This window comes from Planomonospora sp. ID91781, assembly GCF_015711595.1.
Lineage (GTDB): Bacteria > Actinomycetota > Actinomycetes > Streptosporangiales > Streptosporangiaceae > Planomonospora > Planomonospora parontospora.
In genome coordinates this window covers 304,599-327,090 of the sequence record NZ_JABTEY010000002.1, presented here as the reverse complement: position 1 = coordinate 327,090, position 22,492 = coordinate 304,599, and the positions used below count along the sequence as shown (strand labels likewise).

General features: G+C 72.3%; 29 protein-coding genes and 2 pseudogenes. 16 read left to right on the top strand and 15 right to left on the bottom strand.

The annotated features are described in order from the left end of the window. Positions 1-711: a tyrosine-type recombinase/integrase gene (locus HS048_RS20675; RefSeq protein WP_230881812.1), complete on the bottom strand. Its 711-nt coding sequence runs from the start codon at positions 709-711 to the stop codon at positions 1-3. Between the two features lie 217 nt (positions 712-928). Between HS048_RS20675 and HS048_RS20670 the strand changes: the two genes are divergently transcribed. The 6 genes from HS048_RS20670 (at position 929) to HS048_RS20645 (ending at position 4,468) form a co-directional block, all read left to right on the top strand. Then, the gene (locus tag HS048_RS20670; RefSeq protein ID WP_196468310.1) at positions 929-1,279 is read left to right on the top strand and encodes a helix-turn-helix transcriptional regulator; all 351 of its coding nucleotides are present in this window, start codon (positions 929-931) and stop codon (positions 1,277-1,279) included. Continuing rightward, complete coding sequence (locus HS048_RS20665; protein ID WP_230881811.1) at positions 1,276-1,833, top strand: GNAT family N-acetyltransferase; 558 nt, start codon at positions 1,276-1,278, stop codon at positions 1,831-1,833. Before HS048_RS20670 ends, HS048_RS20665 begins: the two co-directional genes overlap by 4 nt. A gap of 117 nt (positions 1,834-1,950) precedes the next feature. Further along, positions 1,951-2,301, top strand: a complete 351-nt coding sequence (locus HS048_RS20660) for a metalloregulator ArsR/SmtB family transcription factor (RefSeq protein WP_196468309.1) — start codon at positions 1,951-1,953, stop codon at positions 2,299-2,301. Between the two features lie 10 nt (positions 2,302-2,311). Then, on the top strand, positions 2,312-3,427 hold the full coding sequence (gene arsB, locus HS048_RS20655) for an ACR3 family arsenite efflux transporter (protein WP_304609695.1): 1,116 nt from the start codon (positions 2,312-2,314) through the stop codon (positions 3,425-3,427). Next, positions 3,420-3,833, top strand: coding sequence for an arsenate reductase ArsC (locus tag HS048_RS20650; protein ID WP_068903845.1), 414 nt, complete (start codon positions 3,420-3,422; stop codon positions 3,831-3,833). The genes arsB and HS048_RS20650 overlap by 8 nt, the downstream gene beginning before the upstream one ends. Before the next feature lie 200 nt (positions 3,834-4,033). Continuing rightward, positions 4,034-4,468, top strand: a complete 435-nt coding sequence (locus HS048_RS20645; protein ID WP_196468308.1) for a hypothetical protein — start codon at positions 4,034-4,036, stop codon at positions 4,466-4,468. A gap of 108 nt (positions 4,469-4,576) precedes the next feature. Here the strand turns inward: HS048_RS20645 and HS048_RS20640 are convergent. From HS048_RS20640 to HS048_RS20615, 6 genes and pseudogenes are all read right to left on the bottom strand, one after another. Next, a pseudogene (locus tag HS048_RS20640) lies at positions 4,577-5,658 on the bottom strand (ArsO family NAD(P)H-dependent flavin-containing monooxygenase). Continuing rightward, positions 5,655-6,029, bottom strand: a complete 375-nt coding sequence (locus HS048_RS20635) for a helix-turn-helix transcriptional regulator (RefSeq protein WP_196468307.1) — start codon at positions 6,027-6,029, stop codon at positions 5,655-5,657. Before HS048_RS20635 ends, HS048_RS20640 begins: the two are co-directional and overlap by 4 nt. An 11-nt stretch (positions 6,030-6,040) precedes the next feature. Further along, on the bottom strand, positions 6,041-7,300 hold the full coding sequence (locus HS048_RS20630) for an MFS transporter (RefSeq protein WP_307832569.1): 1,260 nt from the start codon (positions 7,298-7,300) through the stop codon (positions 6,041-6,043). Beyond that, positions 7,297-7,566, bottom strand: a complete 270-nt coding sequence (locus HS048_RS20625; RefSeq protein ID WP_068903841.1) for a hypothetical protein — start codon at positions 7,564-7,566, stop codon at positions 7,297-7,299. The genes HS048_RS20630 and HS048_RS20625 overlap by 4 nt, the downstream gene beginning before the upstream one ends. 55 nt (positions 7,567-7,621) lie before the next feature. Beyond that, entirely contained in the window at positions 7,622-9,091 is a 1,470-nt protein-coding gene (locus tag HS048_RS20620; protein ID WP_196468306.1) for an FAD-dependent oxidoreductase, read from the bottom strand. A gap of 49 nt (positions 9,092-9,140) precedes the next feature. Beyond that, complete coding sequence (locus HS048_RS20615) at positions 9,141-9,284, bottom strand: hypothetical protein (RefSeq protein WP_196468305.1); 144 nt, start codon at positions 9,282-9,284, stop codon at positions 9,141-9,143. A 171-nt stretch (positions 9,285-9,455) separates the two neighbouring features. On the opposite strand from HS048_RS20615, the gene HS048_RS20610 reads away from it, so the two are divergent. Together HS048_RS20610 and HS048_RS20605 are read left to right on the top strand one after the other, a co-directional pair. Next, positions 9,456-9,641: a hypothetical protein gene (locus HS048_RS20610; RefSeq protein WP_196468304.1), complete on the top strand. Its 186-nt coding sequence runs from the start codon at positions 9,456-9,458 to the stop codon at positions 9,639-9,641. 67 nt (positions 9,642-9,708) lie between these two features. Continuing rightward, positions 9,709-10,290, top strand: coding sequence for a sigma-70 family RNA polymerase sigma factor (locus HS048_RS20605; RefSeq protein ID WP_196468303.1), 582 nt, complete (start codon positions 9,709-9,711; stop codon positions 10,288-10,290). A 34-nt stretch (positions 10,291-10,324) separates the two neighbouring features. Here HS048_RS20605 and HS048_RS20600 read toward each other — a convergent pair whose 3' ends face one another. Continuing rightward, the gene (locus HS048_RS20600; protein ID WP_196468302.1) at positions 10,325-10,660 is read right to left on the bottom strand and encodes a helix-turn-helix transcriptional regulator; all 336 of its coding nucleotides are present in this window, start codon (positions 10,658-10,660) and stop codon (positions 10,325-10,327) included. A 57-nt stretch (positions 10,661-10,717) separates the two neighbouring features. Here HS048_RS20600 and HS048_RS20595 point away from each other — a divergent pair, with 57 nt between their 5' ends. Together HS048_RS20595 and HS048_RS20590 are read left to right on the top strand one after the other, a co-directional pair. After that, a complete protein-coding gene (locus HS048_RS20595; RefSeq protein WP_196468301.1) occupies positions 10,718-11,800 on the top strand; it encodes an NAD(P)/FAD-dependent oxidoreductase in 1,083 nt (360 codons plus the stop codon). Further along, a complete protein-coding gene (locus HS048_RS20590) occupies positions 11,797-12,018 on the top strand; it encodes a hypothetical protein (RefSeq protein ID WP_196468300.1) in 222 nt (73 codons plus the stop codon). The genes HS048_RS20595 and HS048_RS20590 overlap by 4 nt, the downstream gene beginning before the upstream one ends. Before the next feature lie 123 nt (positions 12,019-12,141). Here HS048_RS20590 and HS048_RS37370 read toward each other — a convergent pair whose 3' ends face one another. The 3 genes from HS048_RS37370 to HS048_RS37360 are packed head-to-tail and all read right to left on the bottom strand — an operon-like array spanning position 12,142 to position 13,378. Further along, positions 12,142-12,840: a transposase gene (locus tag HS048_RS37370; protein ID WP_230881810.1), complete on the bottom strand. Its 699-nt coding sequence runs from the start codon at positions 12,838-12,840 to the stop codon at positions 12,142-12,144. Then, positions 12,822-13,040, bottom strand: coding sequence for a transposase (locus HS048_RS37365; RefSeq protein WP_230881809.1), 219 nt, complete (start codon positions 13,038-13,040; stop codon positions 12,822-12,824). The genes HS048_RS37370 and HS048_RS37365 overlap by 19 nt, the downstream gene beginning before the upstream one ends. A gap of 38 nt (positions 13,041-13,078) precedes the next feature. Further along, complete coding sequence (locus HS048_RS37360; protein ID WP_230881808.1) at positions 13,079-13,378, bottom strand: hypothetical protein; 300 nt, start codon at positions 13,376-13,378, stop codon at positions 13,079-13,081. 9 nt (positions 13,379-13,387) lie between these two features. Between HS048_RS37360 and HS048_RS20580 the strand changes: the two genes are divergently transcribed. From HS048_RS20580 to ligA, 3 genes are all read left to right on the top strand, one after another. Further along, positions 13,388-13,693, top strand: a complete 306-nt coding sequence (locus HS048_RS20580; RefSeq protein WP_196469424.1) for a zinc-binding dehydrogenase — start codon at positions 13,388-13,390, stop codon at positions 13,691-13,693. Positions 13,694-13,709: 16 nt separating this feature from the next. Then, entirely contained in the window at positions 13,710-14,009 is a 300-nt protein-coding gene (locus tag HS048_RS20575; RefSeq protein ID WP_196468299.1) for a hypothetical protein, read from the top strand. A 759-nt stretch (positions 14,010-14,768) separates the two neighbouring features. After that, positions 14,769-16,871 (top strand): NAD-dependent DNA ligase LigA, encoded by a 2,103-nt coding sequence (gene ligA, locus HS048_RS20570; protein WP_196468298.1) that lies wholly within the window; start codon positions 14,769-14,771, stop codon positions 16,869-16,871. Positions 16,872-17,053: 182 nt separating this feature from the next. Here the strand turns inward: ligA and HS048_RS37355 are convergent, their stop codons facing one another. From HS048_RS37355 to HS048_RS20560, 3 genes and pseudogenes are all read right to left on the bottom strand, one after another. After that, complete coding sequence (locus tag HS048_RS37355) at positions 17,054-17,419, bottom strand: hypothetical protein (RefSeq protein ID WP_068900963.1); 366 nt, start codon at positions 17,417-17,419, stop codon at positions 17,054-17,056. Between the two features lie 19 nt (positions 17,420-17,438). After that, positions 17,439-17,723 (bottom strand): annotated as a pseudogene (locus tag HS048_RS39145) (serine hydrolase); the annotation flags it as partial. A 304-nt stretch (positions 17,724-18,027) separates the two neighbouring features. Then, positions 18,028-19,197 (bottom strand): hypothetical protein, encoded by a 1,170-nt coding sequence (locus HS048_RS20560; protein WP_196468296.1) that lies wholly within the window; start codon positions 19,195-19,197, stop codon positions 18,028-18,030. 168 nt (positions 19,198-19,365) lie between these two features. Here HS048_RS20560 and HS048_RS20555 point away from each other — a divergent pair, with 168 nt between their 5' ends. Both HS048_RS20555 and HS048_RS20550 read left to right on the top strand, forming a co-directional pair. Beyond that, positions 19,366-20,043: a response regulator transcription factor gene (locus HS048_RS20555; protein WP_196468295.1), complete on the top strand. Its 678-nt coding sequence runs from the start codon at positions 19,366-19,368 to the stop codon at positions 20,041-20,043. A gap of 5 nt (positions 20,044-20,048) precedes the next feature. Next, a complete protein-coding gene (locus tag HS048_RS20550; RefSeq protein WP_196468294.1) occupies positions 20,049-21,269 on the top strand; it encodes a cell wall metabolism sensor histidine kinase WalK in 1,221 nt (406 codons plus the stop codon). On the opposite strand, the gene HS048_RS20545 is transcribed toward HS048_RS20550, so the two are convergent. Next, on the bottom strand, positions 21,236-21,745 hold the full coding sequence (locus HS048_RS20545; protein WP_068900954.1) for a MarR family winged helix-turn-helix transcriptional regulator: 510 nt from the start codon (positions 21,743-21,745) through the stop codon (positions 21,236-21,238). The two genes, HS048_RS20550 and HS048_RS20545, sit on opposite strands and share 34 nt — an antisense overlap. 131 nt (positions 21,746-21,876) lie before the next feature. Between HS048_RS20545 and HS048_RS20540 the strand changes: the two genes are divergently transcribed. Then, complete coding sequence (locus tag HS048_RS20540; RefSeq protein ID WP_196468293.1) at positions 21,877-22,491, top strand: hypothetical protein; 615 nt, start codon at positions 21,877-21,879, stop codon at positions 22,489-22,491. Position 22,492: the final 1 nt, after the last annotated feature.

The following is a 22,492-nucleotide window of genomic DNA, read 5'->3' as shown; positions in this document are numbered from 1 at the left end:
TCAGGTCGAGCACACCCTGCGGCCGATGTCGGCGGCCGCGGGCCGGCGGGCCGGGACGGGGCGGCACTCGGACAGGAACAGCGGGCCATGGGTCCGCGACGTGCCGTCCGGGAGCCGGAGCAGGCGGGGCGGCAGGTGAGCGGTGCCGGACTCCCAATACACCCACTCGATGGCGCCGCCCTTGGAGCGGACCGGGGCGCGCCGGTGCTCCAGGTCGAGGTCCTCGACGTTCAGGGCGAGGATCTCCGCGGCGCGAGCCGCCGTTTCGTAGAGCATCCGCCACAGCGTCTTCTCCCGCAGCGGGACGTCGCGGCGGGACAGCAGCCGGTGGACCGCGCTCTTGGCCACAGCGCGGGTCTCGTCCGCCCTCTCGCGGCGCCGTTCGGCCTCGGCCGGCACCGACGGGGCGGCCCAGTGCTTCTTGGTCTGGCACCAGGTCAGCAAGGAGGCGACGGCGGTGCGGTTGCGGTTCCAGGTCGCCGGCGCGCGCTCGCCCCACAGCTCGGCCAGCGCGGTGCCGATCTCGGCGTCGGTGACGTCGGCCAGCGGCCGGCCCGGGCCGAGCAGGGCGATGGTGCGCTCGATGGCCGAGGCGTAGGCGCGGTGGGTGTTGGGGTTGGCCGTGCGCGCCGTGGCCAGGAAGGCGTCGGCGGCCGCGGCGAGGGTGACGTGCCCGCCGCGCAGCGCGGCGATCTTCGGCGCGGCGCTCATGCCGGCCGCCGGGCGGCGGTCGCGGCGCGGGTCTGGGAGATGTACCGGATAACGTGCGCCAGTCGCGCACCGCGGCGGCGAGGGCTTGTCCTGGTCGCCGCGCCGCCGTGATCGCTCATTTACGTGATAATAAGCCATTATCACGTACATCGAGGCTCCTGGAGTGGGAGGCAAGGGGCTTCCACTGTCCTCGTTCATCGAATATCGTCGATTGACGATGAATGAGGACACGGAGCCCGTGCCGCGTGCGCGCGCCGAGGAGTACGCGAGCTGGTTCAAGGCCTTGGCCGACGCCACCCGCATCCAGCTCGTCTCGCTGCTGGCCCGGCGGAGCGCGCCGATGAGCGTCGGCGAGATCGTGACCGCGTCCGGGGTGGGCCAGTCCACCGTCTCCCACCACCTGAAGATCCTGGCCGAGGTCCGCTTCGTGCTGGTCGAGCGGCGCGGCACCACGAGCCTGTACCGGATCAACGAGGCCTGCGTGCGCTGCTTTCCCACCGCGGCCGACGTGGTGATGGGCGCTCCCGCCCCGGCCGTCCCCGCCGACGAGAAGGACCCCGCGCCATGACCCGTGACCTCGCCGACGACCCGCACCCCGAGGCCGCCCGGTCGACCGGGGCCGCCGGTCTGGTCGTGCGGCCGATGGAGGCCGGTGACGCCGAGCAGGTGCTGGCGGTCTACCAGGCCGGGCTGGACGGCGGGCAGGCCAGCTTCGAGACGACCGCACCGAGCTGGCAGGACTTCACCGCGGGCAAACTCCCTCACCTGTGCTTCGTCGCCGTCGACGCCGGAAGCGGTGCGGTGGCCGGCTGGGCGGCGGTCTCACCGGTGTCGTCGCGGTGCGTCTACGCCGGGGTGGTCGAGCACAGCGTCTACGTCCACCCCGGCCACCGGGGCCACGGCGTCGGCCGCCTGCTGCTGGGCGCGCTCGTCGCGGCCTGCGAGGAGGCCGGGATCTGGACGATCCAGTCCGGCGTCTTCCCGGAGAACGCCGCCAGCCTGAGACTGCATGAGGCGTTCGGTTTCCGCGTGGTGGGCGTGCGCGAGCGCCTCGGCTGCCACCGCGGCGTCTGGCGGGACGTGGTGCTGCTGGAGCGGCGCAGCACCACCGTCGGCACCTGAGTCCGCCGGGAGACGGCCGGGAGGTGTTCATCCGCTGTTTGCCGAACCCGGAATCGATATCTGTCAATATAGATGACGGACGAATCCACTGGGCCGACGCGCTGAGCAGGGAGAACGATGGAACCGCTGGAGTTGCTCGAGTGCTGCGCGCCGCTGGCCCGCGAGCCGATCGACCCCGGCCGGGCCGTCGGGGTGGCGCGGGCCTTCAAGGCCCTGGGCGACCCGGTCCGGCTGCGTATCCTGTCGATCGTGGCCAGCCACGCCAGCGGCGAGGCCTGCGTGTGCGACCTGACCGCCGCCTTCGATCTGTCCCAGCCGACCATCAGCCACCACCTGAAGGTCCTCAAGGACGTCGGCCTGCTCACCTCCGAACGCAGGGCCTCCTGGGTGTACTACCGCGTGGTCCCCGAACGGCTGGCCGAGCTGTCGGGCCTGCTCGCCGCACCTGCCGCCATGACCGAGCGCTGAAGGAAGGCCCATGGCATCACCGTCATCGCCGCCTGCCCGCGTCCCGGACGCCGCGCGCGGTCCCGGGGTGATCGGCGGCCTGTCGACGCTGGACCGCCTCCTGCCGGTGTGGATCGGCTTCGCCATGGCCGTCGGCCTGCTGCTGGGGCGCCTGGTGCCGGGGCTGGACACCGCGCTGGAGGCGGTGCAGGTCGGCGGGATCTCGCTGCCGATCGCGCTCGGCCTGCTGCTGATGATGTACCCGGTGCTGGCCAAGGTCCGCTACGACCGGCTCGGCACCGTCACCGGAGACCGGCGCCTGTTGATCGGCTCGCTGGTGCTGAACTGGGTGCTCGGCCCGGCGCTGATGTTCGCCCTGGCCTGGGTCTTCCTGCCGGACCTGCCCGCCTACCGGACGGGTCTGATCATCGTCGGGCTGGCCCGGTGCATCGCCATGGTGCTCATCTGGAACGACCTGGCCTGCGGCCACCGGGAGGCCGCCGCCGTGCTGGTCGCGATCAACTCGGTCTTCCAGGTCGTCGCCTTCGCCGCGCTCGGCTGGTTCTACCTGGAGATCCTGCCCGGCTGGCTCGGCCTGGGCGAAGGGACCGCGCTGGAGGTCTCCGCCTGGAATATCGCCCAAAGCGTGCTGGTCTTCCTCGGCGTCCCGCTGGCCGCCGGATACCTGTCGCGGAAACTGGGCGAGCGATCCAAGGGCCGGGACTGGTACGAGACCCGGTTCCTGCCGAAGATCGGCCCCATCGCCCTGTACGGGCTGCTGTTCACCATCGTCATCCTGTTCGCCCTGCAGGGCGACACCATCAGTGAGCGCCCCGGCGACGTCGCCCGCATCGCATGGCCGCTGCTGGCCTACTTCCTTCTCATGTGGGGCGGCTCCTTCCTCGCCGGGCGGGCGATCGGCCTGCCGTACGACCGCACCGCGACCTTGGCGTTCACCGCGGCGGGCAACAACTTCGAGCTGGCCATCGCGGTGGCGGTCGGCGTGTTCGGGGTGACCTCCGGCCAGGCGCTGGCCGGGGTGGTCGGCCCGCTCATCGAGGTGCCCGTCCTGGTCGCCCTGGTCTACGTCAGCCTGGCCGGCCGCCGCCTGTTCACCACCACCCCGAAGGGAAGCGTTCATGTCTGACACGCCCGCCAAACCCAGCGTCCTGTTCGTGTGCGTGCACAACGCCGGACGCTCCCAGATGGCCGCCGGCTGGCTCGCCCACCTGGCGCAGGGGCGCATCGAGGTCCGCTCCGCGGGCTCGGCGCCCGCCGGGACCATCAACCCCGTCGCGGTCGAGGCGATGGCCGAGGCCGGCGTCGACATCACCGCCGAAAAGCCCAAGGTGCTGACCCCCGAGGCGGTGCAGGACTCCGACGTCGTGATCACCATGGGCTGCGGGGACGCCTGCCCGTTCTTCCCCGGCAAGCGGTACGAGGACTGGAAGCTCGAGGACCCAGCCGGGCAGGGCATCGAGGCGGTGCGCCCGATCCGGGACGAGATCAAGGCCCGCGTCAGCCAGCTGATCGCCGAGCTGCTGCCCGCCTGAGCACCGACGATGTATCAACACCTCGGTACCTGATCACCAGTCGCATACGCTCCACGGACAAGTCCATCCTCACCTGACGGGAGCGACGGCCATGCCTTTCGCCGCTATCCGTTTCGGCCAAGACAGCGCCTTCGAGCGTTACGTCCTGGATGAGATCGCCCCCGCGCTACCCGGCGAAGAGCACACCATCGCCTACGGTCATGACCCGGGACGAGCTGGGATACTTCTTCCGGTTCGTTCAGGGTTTTGCGGCGGCCTTGATCAGCGCGAGCCTTACCGTGCGCGAGCGTGCCAACCTGCTGTTCCTGCTCGACCAGTTGCAGCCCCACCACGGGCTGGGAGCGCTGCCCGGCCGAGAGCTCACCCGCTCGGTCCTGGTGCTGGCCAGGCCTCAGGTGACCGGCGAGGGCGTGAGTTTCGACGCCCGATCCGTCATGCAGCTGGTACGCGAGAAATGGCCGACCGCCGGGATTGATCTGCTGTTGCGCCTTCCGGACGGCACCATCTTGGGCGGTGAGCTGGAACACGCGCCCGACGACAGGCCGGTCGTCATCCGCGCGCAGCGTCCGCCCAAGTGGCTGGAGGTCCGTCCGGCCGCCGAGTGGAGCCAATGGGATCACCTCGGGGCTCGCTAGCTCACCGGCCGCCGGATGAGCGTGGCGCTTTCAGTCGGGATCGGTGATGATGCGGCCCGCTACGCCTCGGCACCAGCGCGACCCGATGCGCTGCGCACCGGCCTGTCGTCACAGCTGCCGCACGATCTCCGCCACCATCGCCTTGGCACTGCGCCCGGCACCGATCAGCGTCGCCGAGGCCGGACCGGTCCAGTCGCCGTAGCCGAGCAGGTGCAGGCGCCGCTCGCCGAGCGCGCGGGTGCCGTCGGTCGGGATCGTCCCGCCGGGGCCGCGCAGCTTCAGCGAGGCCAGATGGGTCAGGGCCGGCCGGAACCCGGTGCACCAGATGATGGCGTCGCAGGCCAGCGCCGTACCGTCGGCCTACGCCACCCCCGTCTGAGTGAGGCGGGAAAACATCGGCTCGGCCTTCAGGGCGCCGCGCCTGCGGGCCTCGCGCACCGGCGGGCGGCGACGATGTCGCCCAGGTCGCCGATGCCGGGGGCGTCGGGAAAGCGGGCGCGGCGAGTGGCCAGGTCGAACAGGGACCGGCCGTCGACCTCGTCGGGCAGCAGCCGGGGCGGGCGCAGCGTGACCCACGTCGCATCGGCGACGGTGGAGACCTCCGCGAGGATCTGCGCGGCGGAGTTGCCGCCGCCCACGACGACCACGCGCATGCCCCGGAACGGGTCCGGGCCGGGGTAGGTCGCGGTGTGCGCCTGCTGGCCGCGGAAGACATCGCGGCCGGGGTAGTACGGCACGTACGGCCGCCACCAGGTACCGGTCGCGCTGACGGCGATCCGCGTCTGCCAGGTGCCGGCGTCGGTCTCCACGGCCAGGCGCTCACCGGCGTCGCGCACCGCCCGCACGCGCGCCGGGCGGATGATCGGCAGCGCGTAGCGGTGCTCGTAGTCGCTCAGGTAGGCGACCACGTCGGCGGCGCTCGGGTAGCCGCCGCCGTCGGGGATCGGCATCATCCGGCCCGGCAGCGAGCTGTAGGGCGCGGGCGAGAACAGGCGCAGGGACGGCCAGGCGTGCCGCCACGCGCCGCCCGGCGCGGCTTGGGCGTCCAGGATGACGAAGTCGGCCCCGGCCCGGCGCAGATGATAGCCCGCTGCGAGCCCGGCCTGGCCGCCACCGATGACGACGACGTCGACAACGACATCGGCAACGGCGTCGACCGGCCGCGGAGCACCGGTCAGCGGTGCGGTCATACGGTGGTGAGCTCGACCTCGGCCGGCCCAGGGGCGGGTGCGGCCAGCGGCGTGAACAGGGCGCCGAGCCGGTTCACCGTCTCGGGGACGATCCAGTAGTAGACCCAGGTGCCGCGCCGCTCGCAGTCGATCAGCCCGGCGGTCCGCAGGACTTTGAGGTGGTGGGAGATGGTGGGGGCGGTCAGGTCGAAGGCATCGGTCAGGTCGCACACGCACGCCTCGCCGCCGGCGTGGGAGCCGATCATCGACAGCAGGCGGAGCCGGACCGGGTCGGCGACCGCCTTGAGCAGCACCGCCAGCTCGGCGGCCTCGGCCTCGGCGAGCGGCTCGCGGGCGATCGGGGCGCAGCAGGCGGTGGCGGGGGCGGTCATGAGCAGGCTCCTTACTTCGACGCTGGTCTAAATGGTATGCGGTGGTAGGCGGTCAGTGCGACCGCGGCGACCGCGCAGGCGGCGGCCACCACCGCCATCACCCGGTCGTAGCCGGCCGATTGGGCGAGGGCGAGCGCGCCGAGCGGTGCCGACGCCTTGGCCGCGACGGAGAACAGCGCGATGCGCCCCGACAGGGTGGCGTAGGCGGCGGTGCCGTACCGGTCCACGAGCAGGTGCGGCAGGGTGATGGAGGCGATGCCGAAGCCGAGCCCGAACCCCAGCACGCAGCCGACGGCGCCCGGCACCGTCCGCCCCGCCAGCGGCAGGAGCGCCGCGGCCACCCCCTGCAGAGCGAAGATCGCCGCGGCGATGAGGGCTGCGGGCAGGCGGGTCTGCAGGCCGGTGGTGAGCAGGCGCCCGGTCACCGACAGCACGCCCAAAAAACCCGCCAGCGTGGCGGCCAGCACAGGGGGATGGCCGAGGTGGACCAGGTAGGTGATGAGCAGGACCGCCATCACGGCCGCGGCGCCGCCGCTGGCGGTGAAGGCGACCACCAGCAGCCAGAACGGGCGGCGGCGGACGGCCTCGCGGGCGATCGCGGCCCGCTGTGCGGCCGCCGCGGGCGCCTGGGCGGCACGGGTACGGCGGCGCAGCACGAGCGCGTGCAGCGGGATCGCCGCCGCGCCGTAGACCAGGGCCAGGACCACCAGGGCCTGCCGCCAGCCGTACCGCTCCACCAGGAGACCGGACAGCGGCAGGAAGATGGTGGAGGCGAATCCGGCCACGACGGTCAGCGCCAGCAGCGCGCCGGCCCGGCCGCGCTCGTCGCCGTCGAACCGGGCCACGATCACGGCGAAGGCGCTCTGGTAGAGCACCATCGCGCTCGCGACGCCGATGGCGGCGAACACCGCATACAGCTGCGGCAGGTTCTCCACCCGTGACCAGGCCAGCACCGCGAGCGCGCCGAGGACCGATCCGACGGTCATCAGGCCGCGGCCGCCGCGGGCGTCCAGCCGGCGGCCCACCATCGGTGCGCACAGCGCCGAGACCAGCACCGAGCAGGTCAGGGCGGCGGCGACCTGGGCGGTGGAGGCGCGCAGGTCGGCCGCCATGGGCAGCAGGAAGACCGAAAAGGCGTAGTAGAGCACGCCGTAGCCGATGGTCTGGGTGACGGCCAGGGCGGCGACGATCCGCGCGCCCTGGCGTCGGGAACGCATCCGACCGCCGCCCCCGGCATCAGGGGCGGCGGCCTCGGCGGCGGTGGACTTCACGCGCGCTCACCGGTACAGGAGATCACGCGGCGGCCGGCGGCCGTCGCGGCCCAGGCGCCCTCTGCTTGGGCGATGAAGCCCTGGGCGGCCGGCCGCCAGGCCAGGGTGCCGGCCATGCGGGCGATCGCCGCGGCATGACCGGGATCACCGCTGACCCGGCGGGCATCGGCCAGGCGGTGACCCAACCGGTCGGCATCCAGCGGACCGTGCTCGCAGATCAGGCGCAGGGCCTCCTTCTGCGGTGCGGTGGGATAGCCATCGGACATGGCCGGATCTCGCCTTTCTTCGGATGATCATGATGCGGGGAGCGGTGGATGCGGGTCAGCCGCAGCAACCGCCGCCATCGGCGGTGGCGCCCACCGAGGCCAGGGGCAGCGGGGTGGCCAGCAGGCCGCCGCTGATGCCGGTGGCCAGCCCGACCCGCGTCTCCTGGGCTTCGGCCAGATTGGAGGAGCACACGCCGGTCTCGGGCAGTTCCAGCTGCACCTGCCGGGCGGCCGCCCAGTCCCCGGCCAGGGCCGCGACCACCGAGCGGACCTGCTCATATCCGGTGGCCATCAGGAACGTCGGGGCGCGGCCGTAGGACTTGACGCCGACGGCGTAGTAGCCGGGCTCGGGGTGGGCGAGCTCGGCGGCGCCGTGCGCGGGCACGGTGCCGCAGGAGTGGTGGTTGGGGTCGATCAGCGGGGCCAGCGCGCGGGTGGAGCCGAGAATCGCGTCCAGGTCCAGGCGCAGCTCGCTGGCGATGGCGTGGTCGGGGCGGTATCCGGTGGCGGCCACGATCCGGTCGGCGACGACCTTCTGCTCGGTGCCTGACGGGTCGCGGCTGACCACCGTCACCGCCTCGCCGTCGGCGGTGACGGCGTGGGTGAAGAACCCGGTCAGCAGTGTGATGCGGCCGGTCTCCACCAGGGCGCGCAGGCGGGTGCCGAGCGCGCCGCGGGCCGGCAGGGCGTCGGCCGCACCGCCGCCGTAGGTGCGGGCCGCCGATCCGGCGCGGATGGCCCAGGTGATGCGGGTGTCCGGTGCGTCGTCGGCGAGGGCGGCCAACGCGAGCAGTGTGGTGGCGGCCGAGTGGCCGGCGCCCACCACCAGGGTGTGCTTGCCCGCGTAGGTCGCGCGGTCGGAGCCGAGCACGTCCGGGAGGGCGTGGTCGATGAACCCGGCCGCGGCGTGCTCGTCGTGGGCGGGCAGGCCAGAGGCGCCGAGCACGTTGGGGGTGCGCCAGGTGCCGGAGGCGTCCACGACGGCGCGGGCGGTGATCTCGCTGCCGTCCGCCAGGCGGATCAGGAACGGCGCGGCGTCGCGGCCGAGGCTGCGGACCCGGTCGAAGCCGGCCCGGCTGATGCCGGTCACCTGCGCGCCCAGCCGCAGGTGCGGGGCGATCGCCGGGTGCGCGGCCAGCGGGGCCAGGTAGTCCTCGATGAGCTCGGCGCCAGTGGGCAGCCAGTCCTCATCAGGGGCGGTCCAGCCTTCGGCGTCCAGCAGGCGGCGGGCGGCGGGGTCGATGTCGTACTTCCACGGGCTGAAGGTCCGCACGTGCCCCCACTGGGCGATCGAGGCGCCCGCCCGGGATCCGGCCTCCAGGATGAGGAAATCCAGGCCGCGCTCGGCCAGGTGGGCGGCGGCGGCCAGGCCGACCGGGCCGGCGCCGATCACCACGACCGGCAGGTGGTCCAGCTGCGGTGAGAGCACGACCTGCTCACTGCCGGTGGCCGGGGCGGTCTGGACGGGTACGGCCTGCGCGCTCTGCTCGGCGGGGGCGGCCGGGCCGCAGCATCCACTGCTCATGGTGATTCCTCCTGGGTTCGGGTGGTCGCTCTCGGACGGTCGGTGGGATTCAGCGGGCGAGCCAGACGGCGGCGCGGGCGCGCTCCAGCACCACCTCGGCCCGGCAGGCGCGGTCGCAGACGGTACCGGTGGCCTCGTCGAAGGAGACAGTCGCGGACGTCGCGGGAACCGGGCGGCGCAGCAGGAAGCGCATCTCACACCTCGTGTTTCGAAGCTTGTCTAAGCAGTGTTCAGGCTGCCATTCTGATTAGAGAGATGTCAAATTAGGTGGCGGCCAAAGCAGGCAGGTCCCCGGTGCATCCATTTCCGGAGTGCACCGTCTACCTCAGTGACGTTGTTCACCTGAAGGAGAGGACGGTCCGCCATGACCAGCACCGACATCACCCCGGCCAGCCCCGCGACCGAGACGCCCGCCGCGGCCTGCTGCTCGACCGCCGCGCTGCAGACCTGTTGCGCGCCCGAGGACAAGGGTGCCTGCTGCGTCGCCCCGGCCGAGGACTCGGCCGACGCTCCGGCCGCCGAGGCGCCCAGCAGCTGTGGCTGCCGGTAACCCCGCACACCCGCCCGGGGCCGGGCCCACCGGTCCGGCCCCGGGCAGGGCCAGGAAGGACACGACCGTGACGACACCCACCCGACCGGCCGCCGACGCCGCGGCGGCTAGCGTGCAGCTGCGCACCCGGCTGGTCGCCTTCGTCGCCGCCCGCATCGACCGGCCCGCCGACGCCGAGGACATCGTCCAGGAGGTGCTGGTGCGTATCAGCCGCAGCGCCGCCGGCCCGCGCGAGGCCGGGCGGCTGGAGGCCTGGGTCTACCAGATCACCCGCAACGCGATCATCGACCACCACCGGGCGGCTGCTGCGGCCGGCCGGGCACATGCCCGGGCCGCCTTCGACCGCAGCCTCACCGCCGAGACGGCGGACCCCGGCGCCCTGAGCGCGCTGGCCGGATGCCTGGCGCCGATGCTGGAGCGGCTGGCCGAGCGCGACCGCCAGGCCATCGCCCTCGTCGACTACGAAGGGCTGACCCAGGCCGAGGCCGCCCGGCGGCTCGGCCTGTCGATGCCCGGGATGAAGTCCCGCGTCCAGCGGGCCCGGGCCCGGCTGCGCACCCTGCTGACGGCCTGCTGCCGGGTGGAGACGGACGCCCGCGGCGGCGTGCGCGAGGTGCGGCCCGCGGGGGCGTGCCCGTGCGGCGGCTGACCGGCCAGGATCCGGGTGGTCTGCGGCTGGCTGCTCACCCGCAGGCGCCCGGCGGACAGTCGGCCGGAGGGCAGCACGCCCGCAAGGCATCCTGCAGGTCGGCCAATGCCTGGCCGATCCGGGCCGGGTCGGCGCGGTAGTAGACGGTCTTCCACTCGCGGCGCGAGGCCAGCACGCCGCCGTCGCGCAGGGTCGCCAGGTGGGTGGAGGTGGCCGACTGGGCCAGCTCCATGCGCTCGGCGACCTGGCCCACGGTCAGCTCGATCCCGCCGGCGAACAGCAGGAGGATCTGCTGGCGGGTGTCGCTGGCCAGGGCCTTGAGCAGGCCGCGGGCCGCGTCCGTCAACTCGATCTCGCTTCCCATCTCCATGGGACGATCCTACCTCATCATATTGTCACTTATAGATTTAACGATACGATGCGCGGCATGGACACCATCGTCATCGGCGGCGGCCAATCCGGCCTGGCCGCCGCCCGAGCCCTGCGCGAGGCCGGCCTCACCCCCGTCGTCCTGGAGGCGGGCGAGCACCCCACCGGTTCCTGGCCCTCCTATTACGACAGCCTCACCCTGTTCTCCCCGGCCCGCTACAGCGCCCTGCCCGGCGCGCCCTTCGACGGCGATCCGGACCGCTACCCGCACCGCGACGAGGTCGTCGCCTACCTGCAGCGCTACGCCGCCCGCCTGGACGCCGACATCCGCACCGGCGCCAGCGTCACCGCCGTACGCGCCGACAGCGGCGGCGGCTTCATCGTGGAGCTCGCCGACGGCACCGCCCTGCCCGCGCCGTCGGTGATCGCCGCCAGCGGCTCCTTCGGCAACCCGCACCTGCCGCTCCTGCCCGGCCAGGAGACCTTCACCGGGCAGATCCTGCACGCCGCCGCCTACCAGACCCCGGCCCCGCATGCGGGCAAGCGCGTCGTGGTGGTCGGCGCCGGCAACTCCGCCGTCCAGATCGCCCACGATCTGGCGGATGTCGCCGCGGTCACCCTGGCCACCCGGGCCCCGATCCGCTTCGTCGACCAGCGCCCCCTCGGCCGCGACCTGCACTTCTGGTTCGCGATCACCGGCTTCGACCGCCTGCCCGCCCGCCGGGCCGAGGCTCCGCCGACCGTGCCGGTACTGGACGACGGCCGCTACCGCCGCGCCCTGGCCGACGGGCGCATCGACCGGAAAGAGATGTTCACCGGCTTCGACACCAACCAGGTCATCTGGGCCGACGGCGCCCGCGAGCACGTCGACGCGGTCGTCTTCGCCACCGGCTACCGGCTCCACCTGCCCTACCTGCACGCCCTCGGCGGCGTCCTGGACTCCTCCGGGCGCCCCCGCCAGCGCGGCGGGATCTCGCTCACCCACCCCGGGCTCGGCTTCCTCGGCCTGGAATGGCAGCGCACCCCCGCCTCCAACACCCTGCGCGGCGTCGGCCGGGATGCCGCCCACCTGGCCCGGCACCTGGCCCGCCATCTGAAGGCCCGCCGCAGCACGCGCACCCGCGCCCGGGCATGGCGATGACGAGCGATTCGGCGGCCGGTCCTGCGGCGCGGCGGGCGGTGGCGATGACGACCACCGTGCGCAACCTGTCGCTGGCCCTGCTGGTGGCCGGGCTCAGCCGCGACGCCGCACGCGTGAGCGTCACCGTGCTGGCCTACGGCCTGGTCATGTATGCCGCCTGCGGCCTGGCCCTTGTGGCCTTCCGGGCTGTCGACCGTCGCCTCGTCTCCATCACGTGACCCCCCGGTAGGAAGAAGGTCCAACACCCCTCGAAGTCACTGACAGTCATTCCGCGCGGGCACCTTTACGGCGGCCGACGGCGAGCGGCCGGGTGACGATGATGTCCAGGAGGAGCAGCGTGATCACGTGGCCAGGCCGACCGCAGCGAAATCGATCTCTTTGAGTTCGGGGTCGAACGCCGTCGGCTCGCATGCGATCTCGTCGGTGGCGTAGGCGCCGAAGCGGCGGATGTGGGCACGCAGGTATGGCGAGATCGCGCCGAGCTCGGCGGCGGTGATGGGCCAGCCCTCGGCGACCAGAGCGCGCACCACGTCCATCAGGTCCAAGGCGTTGTGGAAGATCACCAGGTTCGCCAGCAGGGTGTTCATCTTGATCAGCTTCTCCTGCTCGTCGGGGTCGTTGTCGGCGATCACCCCGTTGTTGCCGAAGGCCAGCCACTGAGAGAACGCGTTGTAGGACTCGACCTTGTTGGTCGCCGCCGTCACCCGCGAGCGCAGCGCCGGATCGGCGAGATAGCGCAGCAGCGCCACCGTGCGCACGCTGCGGCCGACCTCCCGAAACGCCTTGTAGATGCGGTTCTTGCGAGAGTTGGAGCGCAGCCGCCGCATGAGTGTGGCCGAGCTCAGCCGGTTTTCGCTGATGGAGATGGCCACCTGCATCAGATCCCGCCAGTGCCGCTCGATCAGCTCCCAGTCGACCACGTTGCGGCCCCGGTCGCCGAACAGCGCGTCGATGTGCGGGTAGGTCAGCCGGGAGTCGGCGCGGAAGAAGACCAGGTCCTTGAAGTTGCGGATGCGCGGCATCAGATCGAAGCCGAACAAGGCCCTGCCGAGACCCCGGACAGGTGCCTGGCCGCCTCGTACGGGCCCAGGTTGCTCCCGCCGGTGAAGATGGCCAATGCGTACCGGAACAACGGATCGGAGATCTTCGGGTCCGATCCCGAGGCTGGCCCGAAATGGTGGTGCCAGCCCGGCCAGTGCGCGGTGCGCGCCACGATGCCCAGCAGCGAGCGCTCGGGCATGCGCCGCTCGATCGCCGCCTGAAGGTTCTCCGCGGCCTTCAGCGTCTCCTTGCCGCGCCGCCGCTTGACCGTCGGGGTCCCTCCTCGGCGATGACCAGATCGGTGTTGTCCGCGTACCCGGCGTCCAGCCGCGCGGCCGCGGCCAGGTGCGCCCCGCGCAGCTGAGCGACGAACCCGGCCGCCGTGTCCGGCAGGCCCACCTGCGCGCAGAAACCCTCCAGCAGCGGCTCGCATTCGGACCAGGGCAGCAGGTTGGCGCTCCAGTCGGCGTACTCGCCCGCGCCGGCCACCGCGATGTCACCGGTGCGCAGGTCCTTGGCCAGGTAGGTGAAGACCATCGCCTCGAAATGCCGGCGCGGCACCATGCCCGGGCGGCGCCGGTCAGTGACCGCGCGCCGCCAAAGGACGGCGGCACCGTCGTCACCGTCCGCGGTTACCAGGGCGACGGGACCGGTCGGGTCCGCGTCGTCCCGATCTTCGTCCGCGACTACGTCGAGGCCGCAGCCGAGCTCGACCGGCTCGCCGAACTCGCCGGCGATGGACGGCTCACCGTTCGCGTGGCCGGTCGGCTGCCCGCCTCCCGCGCCGCCGACGCGCACCGCTCACTCGAACAACCCGGCATTCGCGGGCGGTTCGTCCTACGGTTCGACTGAGCGATGACCCCGGGGTGTGGGCCTCATCGAGGCGCAGCACACCGCCGTCGACGCCCACATCGAGGTCATGACCGCATGGATGCGCGGTTACCACACCGGGGAAACCGGGACTGCGCGGCTACCGCGCCGCGCTGGAAATCCTGCCGAACTCCGGTTCCCGTCACTTCGAGAACGTCCTCGGGCCCTGAAGCGCACCGCCGGTAGCGAGGCTTTCCTCTCTGTTGTGGTTTTTTCCTTTGCGGTTATTGATCTTGAAATCGAAGATGGCCTTTACAATGTAGATTTTTCACCTGACATCGCCGTGCTCCTCCCGTAGCAGCACGGCGATGTCACAACGCGGACCGGACTTGTCCGGCCAAGTCGGCGGCCTCGCCCATGAGTCCGTCGCAGGCCACCGCGATGATCACGTGATGGCCCTCGGCCGTCGGCCCGGACGGCGTCCCGCCGGACCGAAACCCTCCTGGCGGCCCTCAACCTTCGAGTTCTGGCGGGAGACCCCGATGTCGCCATACTGGGCTTTGTGTGCTTTCGCGCGATCAGTTCCAGCCGACACTTCGTGTGCTTGCCCTGTCATGCCTCCTTCAAGAAACGAGCCGATGCGCCAGGTGGCAGCCTCTGTCCTCACTGCCGGGGGACCTTGATCGATGCCGGTCATGACCTGGCCGTGCCCAGGCGGGCCGACTCCGCCGGTTGGAGGGCGCTCACGGCGGTGCTCACCGCAGGGGTGACCTTCCACTCATCGTGCTGCGAAGGTCCCGGATGGCGGCCACGTACACCGCGCGAGGTCAGAGAGCGACTGGTTGCCGCGGCACGAACGGGCGCCTCTCCCGCACGGGCGTTCACCACCGCCAACCTGGATGACCTGGTGATGCGGCGCATGAAGCGTCAGATCTGAGCTACGGCCGCATCGGGGTCGGCGCCGGGCAGGCCTGGGAACGGATCAGGCTGCGTCACGGCGGTCACGCTACGCCGCCCGGCGGAGCATCGTCTGCGGATCACGGAGATTCATGATCACGCCTGTCGAACTGTGAACTGTATATCGGGAAATGTCGCCCTTAACCGACAAGATGAACTCATGAACGACGCCCCTGCCGCTCCTGCCCTCACCGCTCTCGCCGACCAGGCCGCCTACGCCGCGGCCGTGCAGCTGGCCGTCGACGCCGCGGCCGCCTACTACGGGCCCGGCACCTCCCCGCTGGACGATGACGCCTACGACCGGTTGGTGCGCGGCATCGAAGCCTACGAGGCCGATCATCCCGAGCAGGTGCTGCCCGACTCCCCCACCGGAAAGGTCGCCGGCGGCGCGGTGAGCGGCGACGTTCCGCACACGGCGCCCATGCTCAGCCTGGACAACGTCTTCGACTCCGACGGCCTGAAGCGGTGGGCGGCCGGGCTGGAGCGCCGCCTGGGACGGCCCGTCACGGTGTGGAGCGTGGAGCCCAAGCTCGACGGCCTGGCCGTCTCCGCCCGCTACCGGCGCGGCCGCCTGACCCGGCTCGTCACCCGCGGCGACGGCAGCGCCGGCGAGGACGTCAGCCACGCCATCGGCACGATCGTCGGCCTGCCCGAGCGGCTCGCCGAGCCGGTCACCGTGGAGCTCCGCGGCGAGGTCATGATGACGGCCGAGCAGTTCGAGGCCGCCTGCGCCAAACGCGCCGCCCACGACGGCACCACGTTCGCCAACCCGCGCAGCGCCGCCGCCGGGACCCTGCGCGCCCAGGACCGGCCGTATGTGTGCGAGCTGACGTTCTTCGGCTACGGCGCGCTGCCGCTGCCGCCCGGCGACGCCTCCGACCTGGCGGAGCGGCTGCGCACCCTGCCGCACAGCCAGATCATGGAGCAGGCCGCCGCCTGGGGCGTGGCCACCACCGCGGCCACGCCGGTCGCCGGCATCGTCGCCACCACGGTGCAGGAGGTCCAGGCCCGTATCGAGCAGATCGCCGAGGCACGCGCCACGCTGCCGTTCGGCATCGACGGCATCGTCGTCAAGGCCGACCTGGCCGACGACCAGAACCAGGCCGGGTTCGGCTCCCGGGCGCCGCGCTGGGCGATCGCCTACAAGCTCCCCGCCGTCGAGAAGATCACCAAGCTGATCGCCGTGGAGTGGAACGTCGGCCGCACCGGCATCATCGCCCCGCGCGCCGAGCTGAAGCCCGTCGAGATCGACGGCAGCGTCGTCACCTACGCCACCTTGCACAACGCCGCCGACATCACCCGGCGGGGCCTGAGGCTGGGCGACTCCGTGACCGTGTACAAGGCGGGGGACATCATCCCCCGCGTACAGGCACCGCTCGTGCACCTGCGCACCGGCGCCGAGCAGCCGATCGTTTTCCCGCAGGTCTGCCCGAACTGCGGGGATGCGATCGACACCAGCCAGGAACGGTGGCGGTGCGTGCGCGGCCGGGCCTGCCGCGCGCTGGCCTCCATCACCTACGCCGCCGGCCGCGACCAGCTCGACATCGAGACCCTGGCCGCCTCCCGCATCCAGCAGCTGCTCGATGCGGGGTTCATCACCGACTTCGCCGACCTGTTCACCGTCACCCGCGAGCAGCTCGTCACCCTCGAGCGCATGGGCGCCACCAGCGCCGACAAGCTGCTGGCCGCGATCGAGACGGCCAAGACCCGCCCGCTCAGCCGGGTGTTCTGCGCCCTGGGCGTGCGCGGGACCGGCCGGTCCATGAGCCGCCGGATCGCCCGTCACTTCGGCAGCATGGAGGCCATCCTGGCCGCCGACGCCGACGCCGTCCAGGCCGTCGACGGCATGGGCGTCGAGAAGGCCAAGCTCATGCTCGAGGAGCTGGCCGAGCTGCGGCCGCTGATCGGCAAGCTGATCGCGGCGGGCGTCAACATGACCGAGCCCGGTGCCGTCGCGGCGCCCGCGGACCCGGTCGCCGACGGGGAGGGCAGCGGAGAGGCTCCGGCCGCCGAGCTGCCGCTGGCCGGCATGGCGGTGGTGGCCACCGGCGCGATGACCGGCCCGCTGGAGGCGCTGTCGCGCAACCAGGTCAACGAGCTGATCGAGCGCGCCGGCGGCAAGGCCTCCTCCAGCGTGTCGGCGAAGACGTCGCTGCTGGTCGCCGGGGAGAAGGCCGGATCCAAGCGGGCCAAGGCCGAAGGCCTGGGTGTGCGGATCGTCACCTGCGAGGAGTTCGCCGACCTGGTCGCCGGCTTCCTGTGACCCTCCCGGTCACCACGCTGGTCGTGTTGGCCGTCGCCGCGGTATGGCGTCGGGTCCCCGCCGCCAGCCGGGCAGAGACAGGCCGAGACGGCCAGACCCGTTCCAGATCAGCCTCATGGGCCGGTCCTCGCCGGCGTGCCCGGCCCGGGCGCGGCAGAAGCCGTCGTGGCTGGTAACGGCAGTCACCGAGCCTGTTCGGCGACGAGTGCGGCGGCCAGGTCACGGGCGACGGCCAGCCCGCTTCCCGAGCCGGGGCGCAACCCTTCGGGGTCACCCGTGACCACGATGGTCAGCGTCTCCTCGGGTACGACCAGCACATACTGCCCGGCCCAGCCCGCAGCCATGTAGGCGGGGCGACCGGCGACCCGGCAGACCCAGAACAACCATCCGTACGGCAGCCCCTCCGGCGGGCCACCTGCCGATCGGCCGGTCGTGGCCCGCAGCGGATACCGGCCGGGCACCGCGAGCAGCGCGTCGATCCAGCTTCCCGGCTGCTCCATCACCCGATCGATGTCCTCCAGCCCGCCGCAGTGCGCCCCGCCGGTCATGGACAGCGTGCCGTACCGTGGCGCCGCGCCGCGCGAGCGGCACCCGTTCTCCGAGTAGCCCGCCCAAGGTGGCGTCCAGCGACACCCGGCCGTCCCGGACGGCCAGCAGGGTCACGGTCGCCAGCACCGACTTCGTCACAGAGAACACGTCCGCCGGCTCGTCCAGCCCGCGGCCGCCGAACGCGTGGGCGGCGACCGTATCACCGCCTCGTACGACCACAAGGTGCCCGACATGAGCGAACCGGGGTTCGCGCAGCCGTCTCAGAGCCGTACCGATGTGATCTGCCGGCCGAACCTGTGTCATCCGTCGGGCTCCTGAGGAGTGAGGCAGGCGGGACGGTCGTAGGCCGCGCCGATGCGGTGGGCGATCTTTCTTCGTGCCCTCCCCCACGCAGGACGGTCGCCGACCGTCTTTCGCACCCTGCTGCCGCGTGGGGATCAGATCGTAATCCTGAGCACCGGGGTTCAAAACCCCCATTGAGCGTCGTCCGGTGCGGGCGATCCGAGATGCGCCGGCAGTACACGGCCGAGCAAGAGACCCCCGACGACCCATCCGATGCGCAGCGGGAGCTCGCCGAGCCCGTCCTGAGCACCGGACGCGCCGGCCCTTACGGCGCCGTGATCCGCGCCGGGCCGGGTCCGGACCCCTGCGGCCCGTCCCCGCTGAAGTCCTCGCGTGCCCGCTCGATGAACTCCCGGAGGGTCATCGGCCGTTTCCCCGGCACCGGTGACATGCTCAGCGCGTCGACGGGGCCGAGGTAGAGATAGCCGTCCGCCCAGGCCTTGTCGAACTTCGGGAAGGCGACCATGAGGTCGTGGCAGTTCCCGTCGCGGAGGATGGCCGCCAGTTCCCGGTCCTCCCCCAGGGACCGCATGCCGGGGGCCGGCCAGGAGGCGAGGTGGGCCTCCAGTCTCCGGTTGCAGTCCGGTTCGGCGAGCCCGTTGTGGACCCGGACGGCGTACGTCCGGCCAGGATGGCGGGCGTCCAGCAGCTGGCGGACGTTCCGGCCGGGGGCCGGCGGGGGCGGTGGTGCGTCGCCGTTCCCGCCGGACCGCTGCGGGAACGGCGACGCACCACCGTCGGTCCGGGTGATGGGGCCTCCGGGCTCCCCCGGTTCGGGGAAGGAGAACCCGCCGGGCATCAGATGGAAGTCGCCCATGATGGCGAGGACGGTCTCACCTCGGTCGGCCACCGCCGTGACGACGCCGGCGAAGTGCCGATCCCGCTCCGGAGGGGTGCGGAGCGGGGAGGCCGGATCGTTGGGCGGGTCGCCGAGCCAGACCCTGAGCCGCCGCCGCGGCGGCAGGCCGGCGTTCGCCCGGCGCACGGCCGTGTAGAAGCGGCCGTACATCTCGGGCATGGGCTGGTCGCCGAAACCGACGGTGGTCGTCCACACCTTGGCGAGTTCGCCGGCGTCCACCTCGCCGCCGGACACGTAGCGGTCCACGAGCCCCTGGTAGTGGGCGTTGCCGAACTCCACCACGATGTTGCGGCAGCGGTCGGGGAACGCGGGGCTGGCGACGAGGGTCCGGTAGAAGTCGCCGAGCTGGGCGAGCCCGTGGAAGTCGCCGATCGTGACGATCCGATGGCTCGCGAACCGGGCGAGGATCGCCGTGACGGCCTGGGGAGCGGCCGTCCCCCCGGCCGTCCCCCCGGCGGTCCGGGCCGCCGGGGGGATCCGGCGTCCGTCCGATCCGCAGGCGGCGGCGCCCGCGCCCGTCACGAGCAGGGCGGGCAGATATCTGGTCAGCAGGGAACGGCGTGTGCATGGCCGCATGAGTGGTCCTCCGGGAGCAGGGTTTCTGTACGGCCGGGCGGGCCGCGAGTGGCGCACCGGCACTGCCATGACTACAGGGCGGCGTGTTCGGGCAGCGTTGGCCGCCGGGCCCGGAGAGGCCGGAGAACCTTACGTTCACTGAATCATGGCGACGCTAGATTCCGGCTCGTGCGGGTTCTGGTGGTGGAGGACGAAGAGATCATGGCCGAGGCGGTCGGGGCAGGGCTGCGCCGGCACGGGTTCGCGGTCGACGTCGCCCTGGACGGCGTCGGCGGCCTGGAGCGGGCCCTGGGGCAGCGGTACGACGTGATCGTGCTGGACCGGGACCTTCCCGGCATGCACGGGGACGAGGTCTGCCGCCGCGTCGTGGCCGGCCGTACCGGCGCCCGGGTCCTCATGCTCACCGCGGCGGGCGGCCTGAGCGACCGTGTCGCCGGCCTGAACCTCGGTGCCGACGACTATCTGCCGAAACCCTTCGCGTTCGCCGAGGTCGTCGCCCGGATCGACGCTCTCGTCCGGCGCGGCGCGGCGATCCGGCCCCCCGTGCTCGAGATCGGCGACCTGACCGTGGACACGCCCCGGCGCCGGGTCGTACGGGGTGGGCGGGCGGTGAATCTCACGGCCAAGGAGTTCGGCGTCCTGGCCGTGCTGGCGGCGGAGCCCGAGGTGGTCGTGAGCGCCGAGGAACTGCTCGAACGGGTGTGGGACGAGAACGCCGACCCCTTCACGAACGCGGTGCGCGTCACGATGGTCGGCCTGCGCCGCAAGCTGGGCGACCCACCGGTCATCGAGACGGTCCGCGCGGCCGGTTACCGTCTCCTGCCCGGCCCGGCGGCCGGGTCGTGAGCGCGGTGAGCCTGGCGAGCCTGGTGACCGCGGTACGCCTGCGGCCCTCGATCCGGCTGCGCCTCCCCGTGCTCTACACCGGCCTGGTCCTGCTGGCGGGGGCCGCGGTGCTCGCGGTGAACTACTCGCTGGTCGCCTCCCGGCTGCCCGTACGCCTGGACACCGCGTCCGGGCCGCCCGCCTCCTCCTCCGGAGAGATCGTCGTCAGGGACGGCCGCCCCGTCAGCGCGTCCGACACCGCCCAGGCCCGGCGAGCCGTCGCGGACAGCGCCGTGGCCAGGCGCGACCGGACGCTCGGGGAACTGCTGCGGCAGTCGATCGCCACGCTCGCCGTCACGGCCATCGTGACGCTCGTGGCGGGGCGGCTGGTGGTCGGCCGCGTCCTGCGGACCGTCCAGCGGATCACCACCACCGCCCGCCGCCTGTCGGAGGACGACCTGAGCCGGCGGATCGGCCTCGACGGGCCCGACGACGAGCTGCGCGAGCTCGCCGACACCTTCGACGCCATGCTCGCCAGGCTCCAGCGCGCCTTCGACGAGGAGCGGCGCCTCATCGCCGACATCGCCCACGAGCTGCGGACCCCCCTCGCCAACCAGCGAACCGTACTGGAGGTCGGGCTGGGCGACCCGGGGGCCACGCTCGCCGACATGCGACGGACGAGCGAACGCGCGCTGGCCCAGACCATCCGTACGCAGCAACTCGTCGAACGCCTCCTGCTGCTGGCCTACGCCGAGCACGCATCGCCGGGAGAGGAACCGGTGGACCTGGCCCGGCTCGCCCGGCAGGTGCTCGACGCGACGGCCTCTCCGCCGGGCCTGGACATCCGGGCCGATCTGGAACCGGTCACCGTTGCCGGCGACCCGATCCTGATCGAGGCGCTGCTCGTCAACCTGGTGACCAACGCCGTCAGGCACAACCGCGCGGACGGCACGGTGGACGTCGTCCTGCGGCCCACGCCGGACGGCGCCGAGCTGGTCGTCGTCAACTCGGGAGACCGGATCGAGCCGGAGCAGGTGGCGGAGCTCTTCCAGCCCTTCCGGCGCCGCCGGCCTGACCGCACCCGCTCCGGCGACGGGGTCGGCCTGGGACTGCCCATCGTCGCCGCCATCGCCTCGGCCCACGGCGGCCGGGTCCGCGCCGGGCCGGGCCCGCAGGGCGGCCTCCGCGTCACCATGGAGCTTCCGGCGGCGCGTCAGGCGGGGCGGGTGGACGCGCTCCGCTCCTGACCACGGTGGTGGGAGGTGGTCGCCGTTCCGGCGTGCGCCGTGGTCTCCCGCATCGCGCGCGCCAGGGCGGAGATCCCGACAGCCAGGGCGGTGCGCTCCGAATCGTCGAGCCGGGCCAGGATCCGCGCGTGGCGTTCGTGCAGGTGCTCTTCGATGTGATCGGCGACGGCTCGGCCTTCCGCGGTGAGCGCGAGCCGGTAGTAGCGCCGGTTGGCCGGGTCTCGCTCCCTGGTCAGCCAGCCCTGCCGCTCCAGGCCGGCCAGCAGACGGCTGGCGCTGCTCTTCTCCAGCTGCAGGCGGGCCGCGATGTGCTGCTGATGCACCGTGCCCACCCGGTTGAGTTCGACGAGCGCCCATCCTTCGCTGAGCGACAGCGCCAGGCCGGGGAGCACGGAGTCGGCTCGTTGGAGCCCCATCTCGATCAGCAGGTCGGTGAGGAGGGACTCGAGACCTTCAGGGCCCAGCTTTCCTTCCACGCTGCACACCTCCACAGTTGCAAGTTACAACTCTACCTCTGTATTATGAGTTGCATCCTACAACCCTCTGGAGCGACTCCATGGTCATCGCCGAACTCGGACAGGATGAGATCCCGCGTACGCGCCTCAGGATGATCGGCAGAACGACCGCGGCGTCCGGCGGTGCGCTCTTCCTGTTGGGCGTCGTGCTCCATCCGGCCCGCGACGGCGCGGGCATCCGCTCCGCCGGAGACGTCTACGGTCTCACCCACGACGTCCAGGCCCTCGGACTGCTGCTGCTCGCGGTGAGCCTGGCATCCGGATACGCCGTCGACTTCCAACGGCTCGGCAGGAAGGCGATTCCGGTCGTGCTCACAGCCATGATCGGTCATCTTCTCTGGTTCGCCCTCATCGTCATCGACGGCTCGCGCAACCCCGTGGTGGCCCGCTACGCCCCCGACATCGTGCACACCCCCGCCGACCTGAACACCGGCGTGGCCGCTGTCGTACTGCCGGCGCTGCTGCTGTTCCCTCTGGGATGCGCGTTGCTGGGGCGCCTCCTGGTGAGGCAGGGCGCGAGGTGGCCCGGCCTGCTGATCGGGACGGGGGCCATCGTCTACACGATCGGAGGGCTGACGCTCTTCGTCACCGGTCCGCACTCCCCCGTCGTGCAGATCCTCGAAGTCAGCGGGGCCGTGCCTTACGCGCTGGGGTTCGTCATGATCAGCCTCAGACGCACCTCCATCGCCGCGTTCGCCCGCCCCTGAG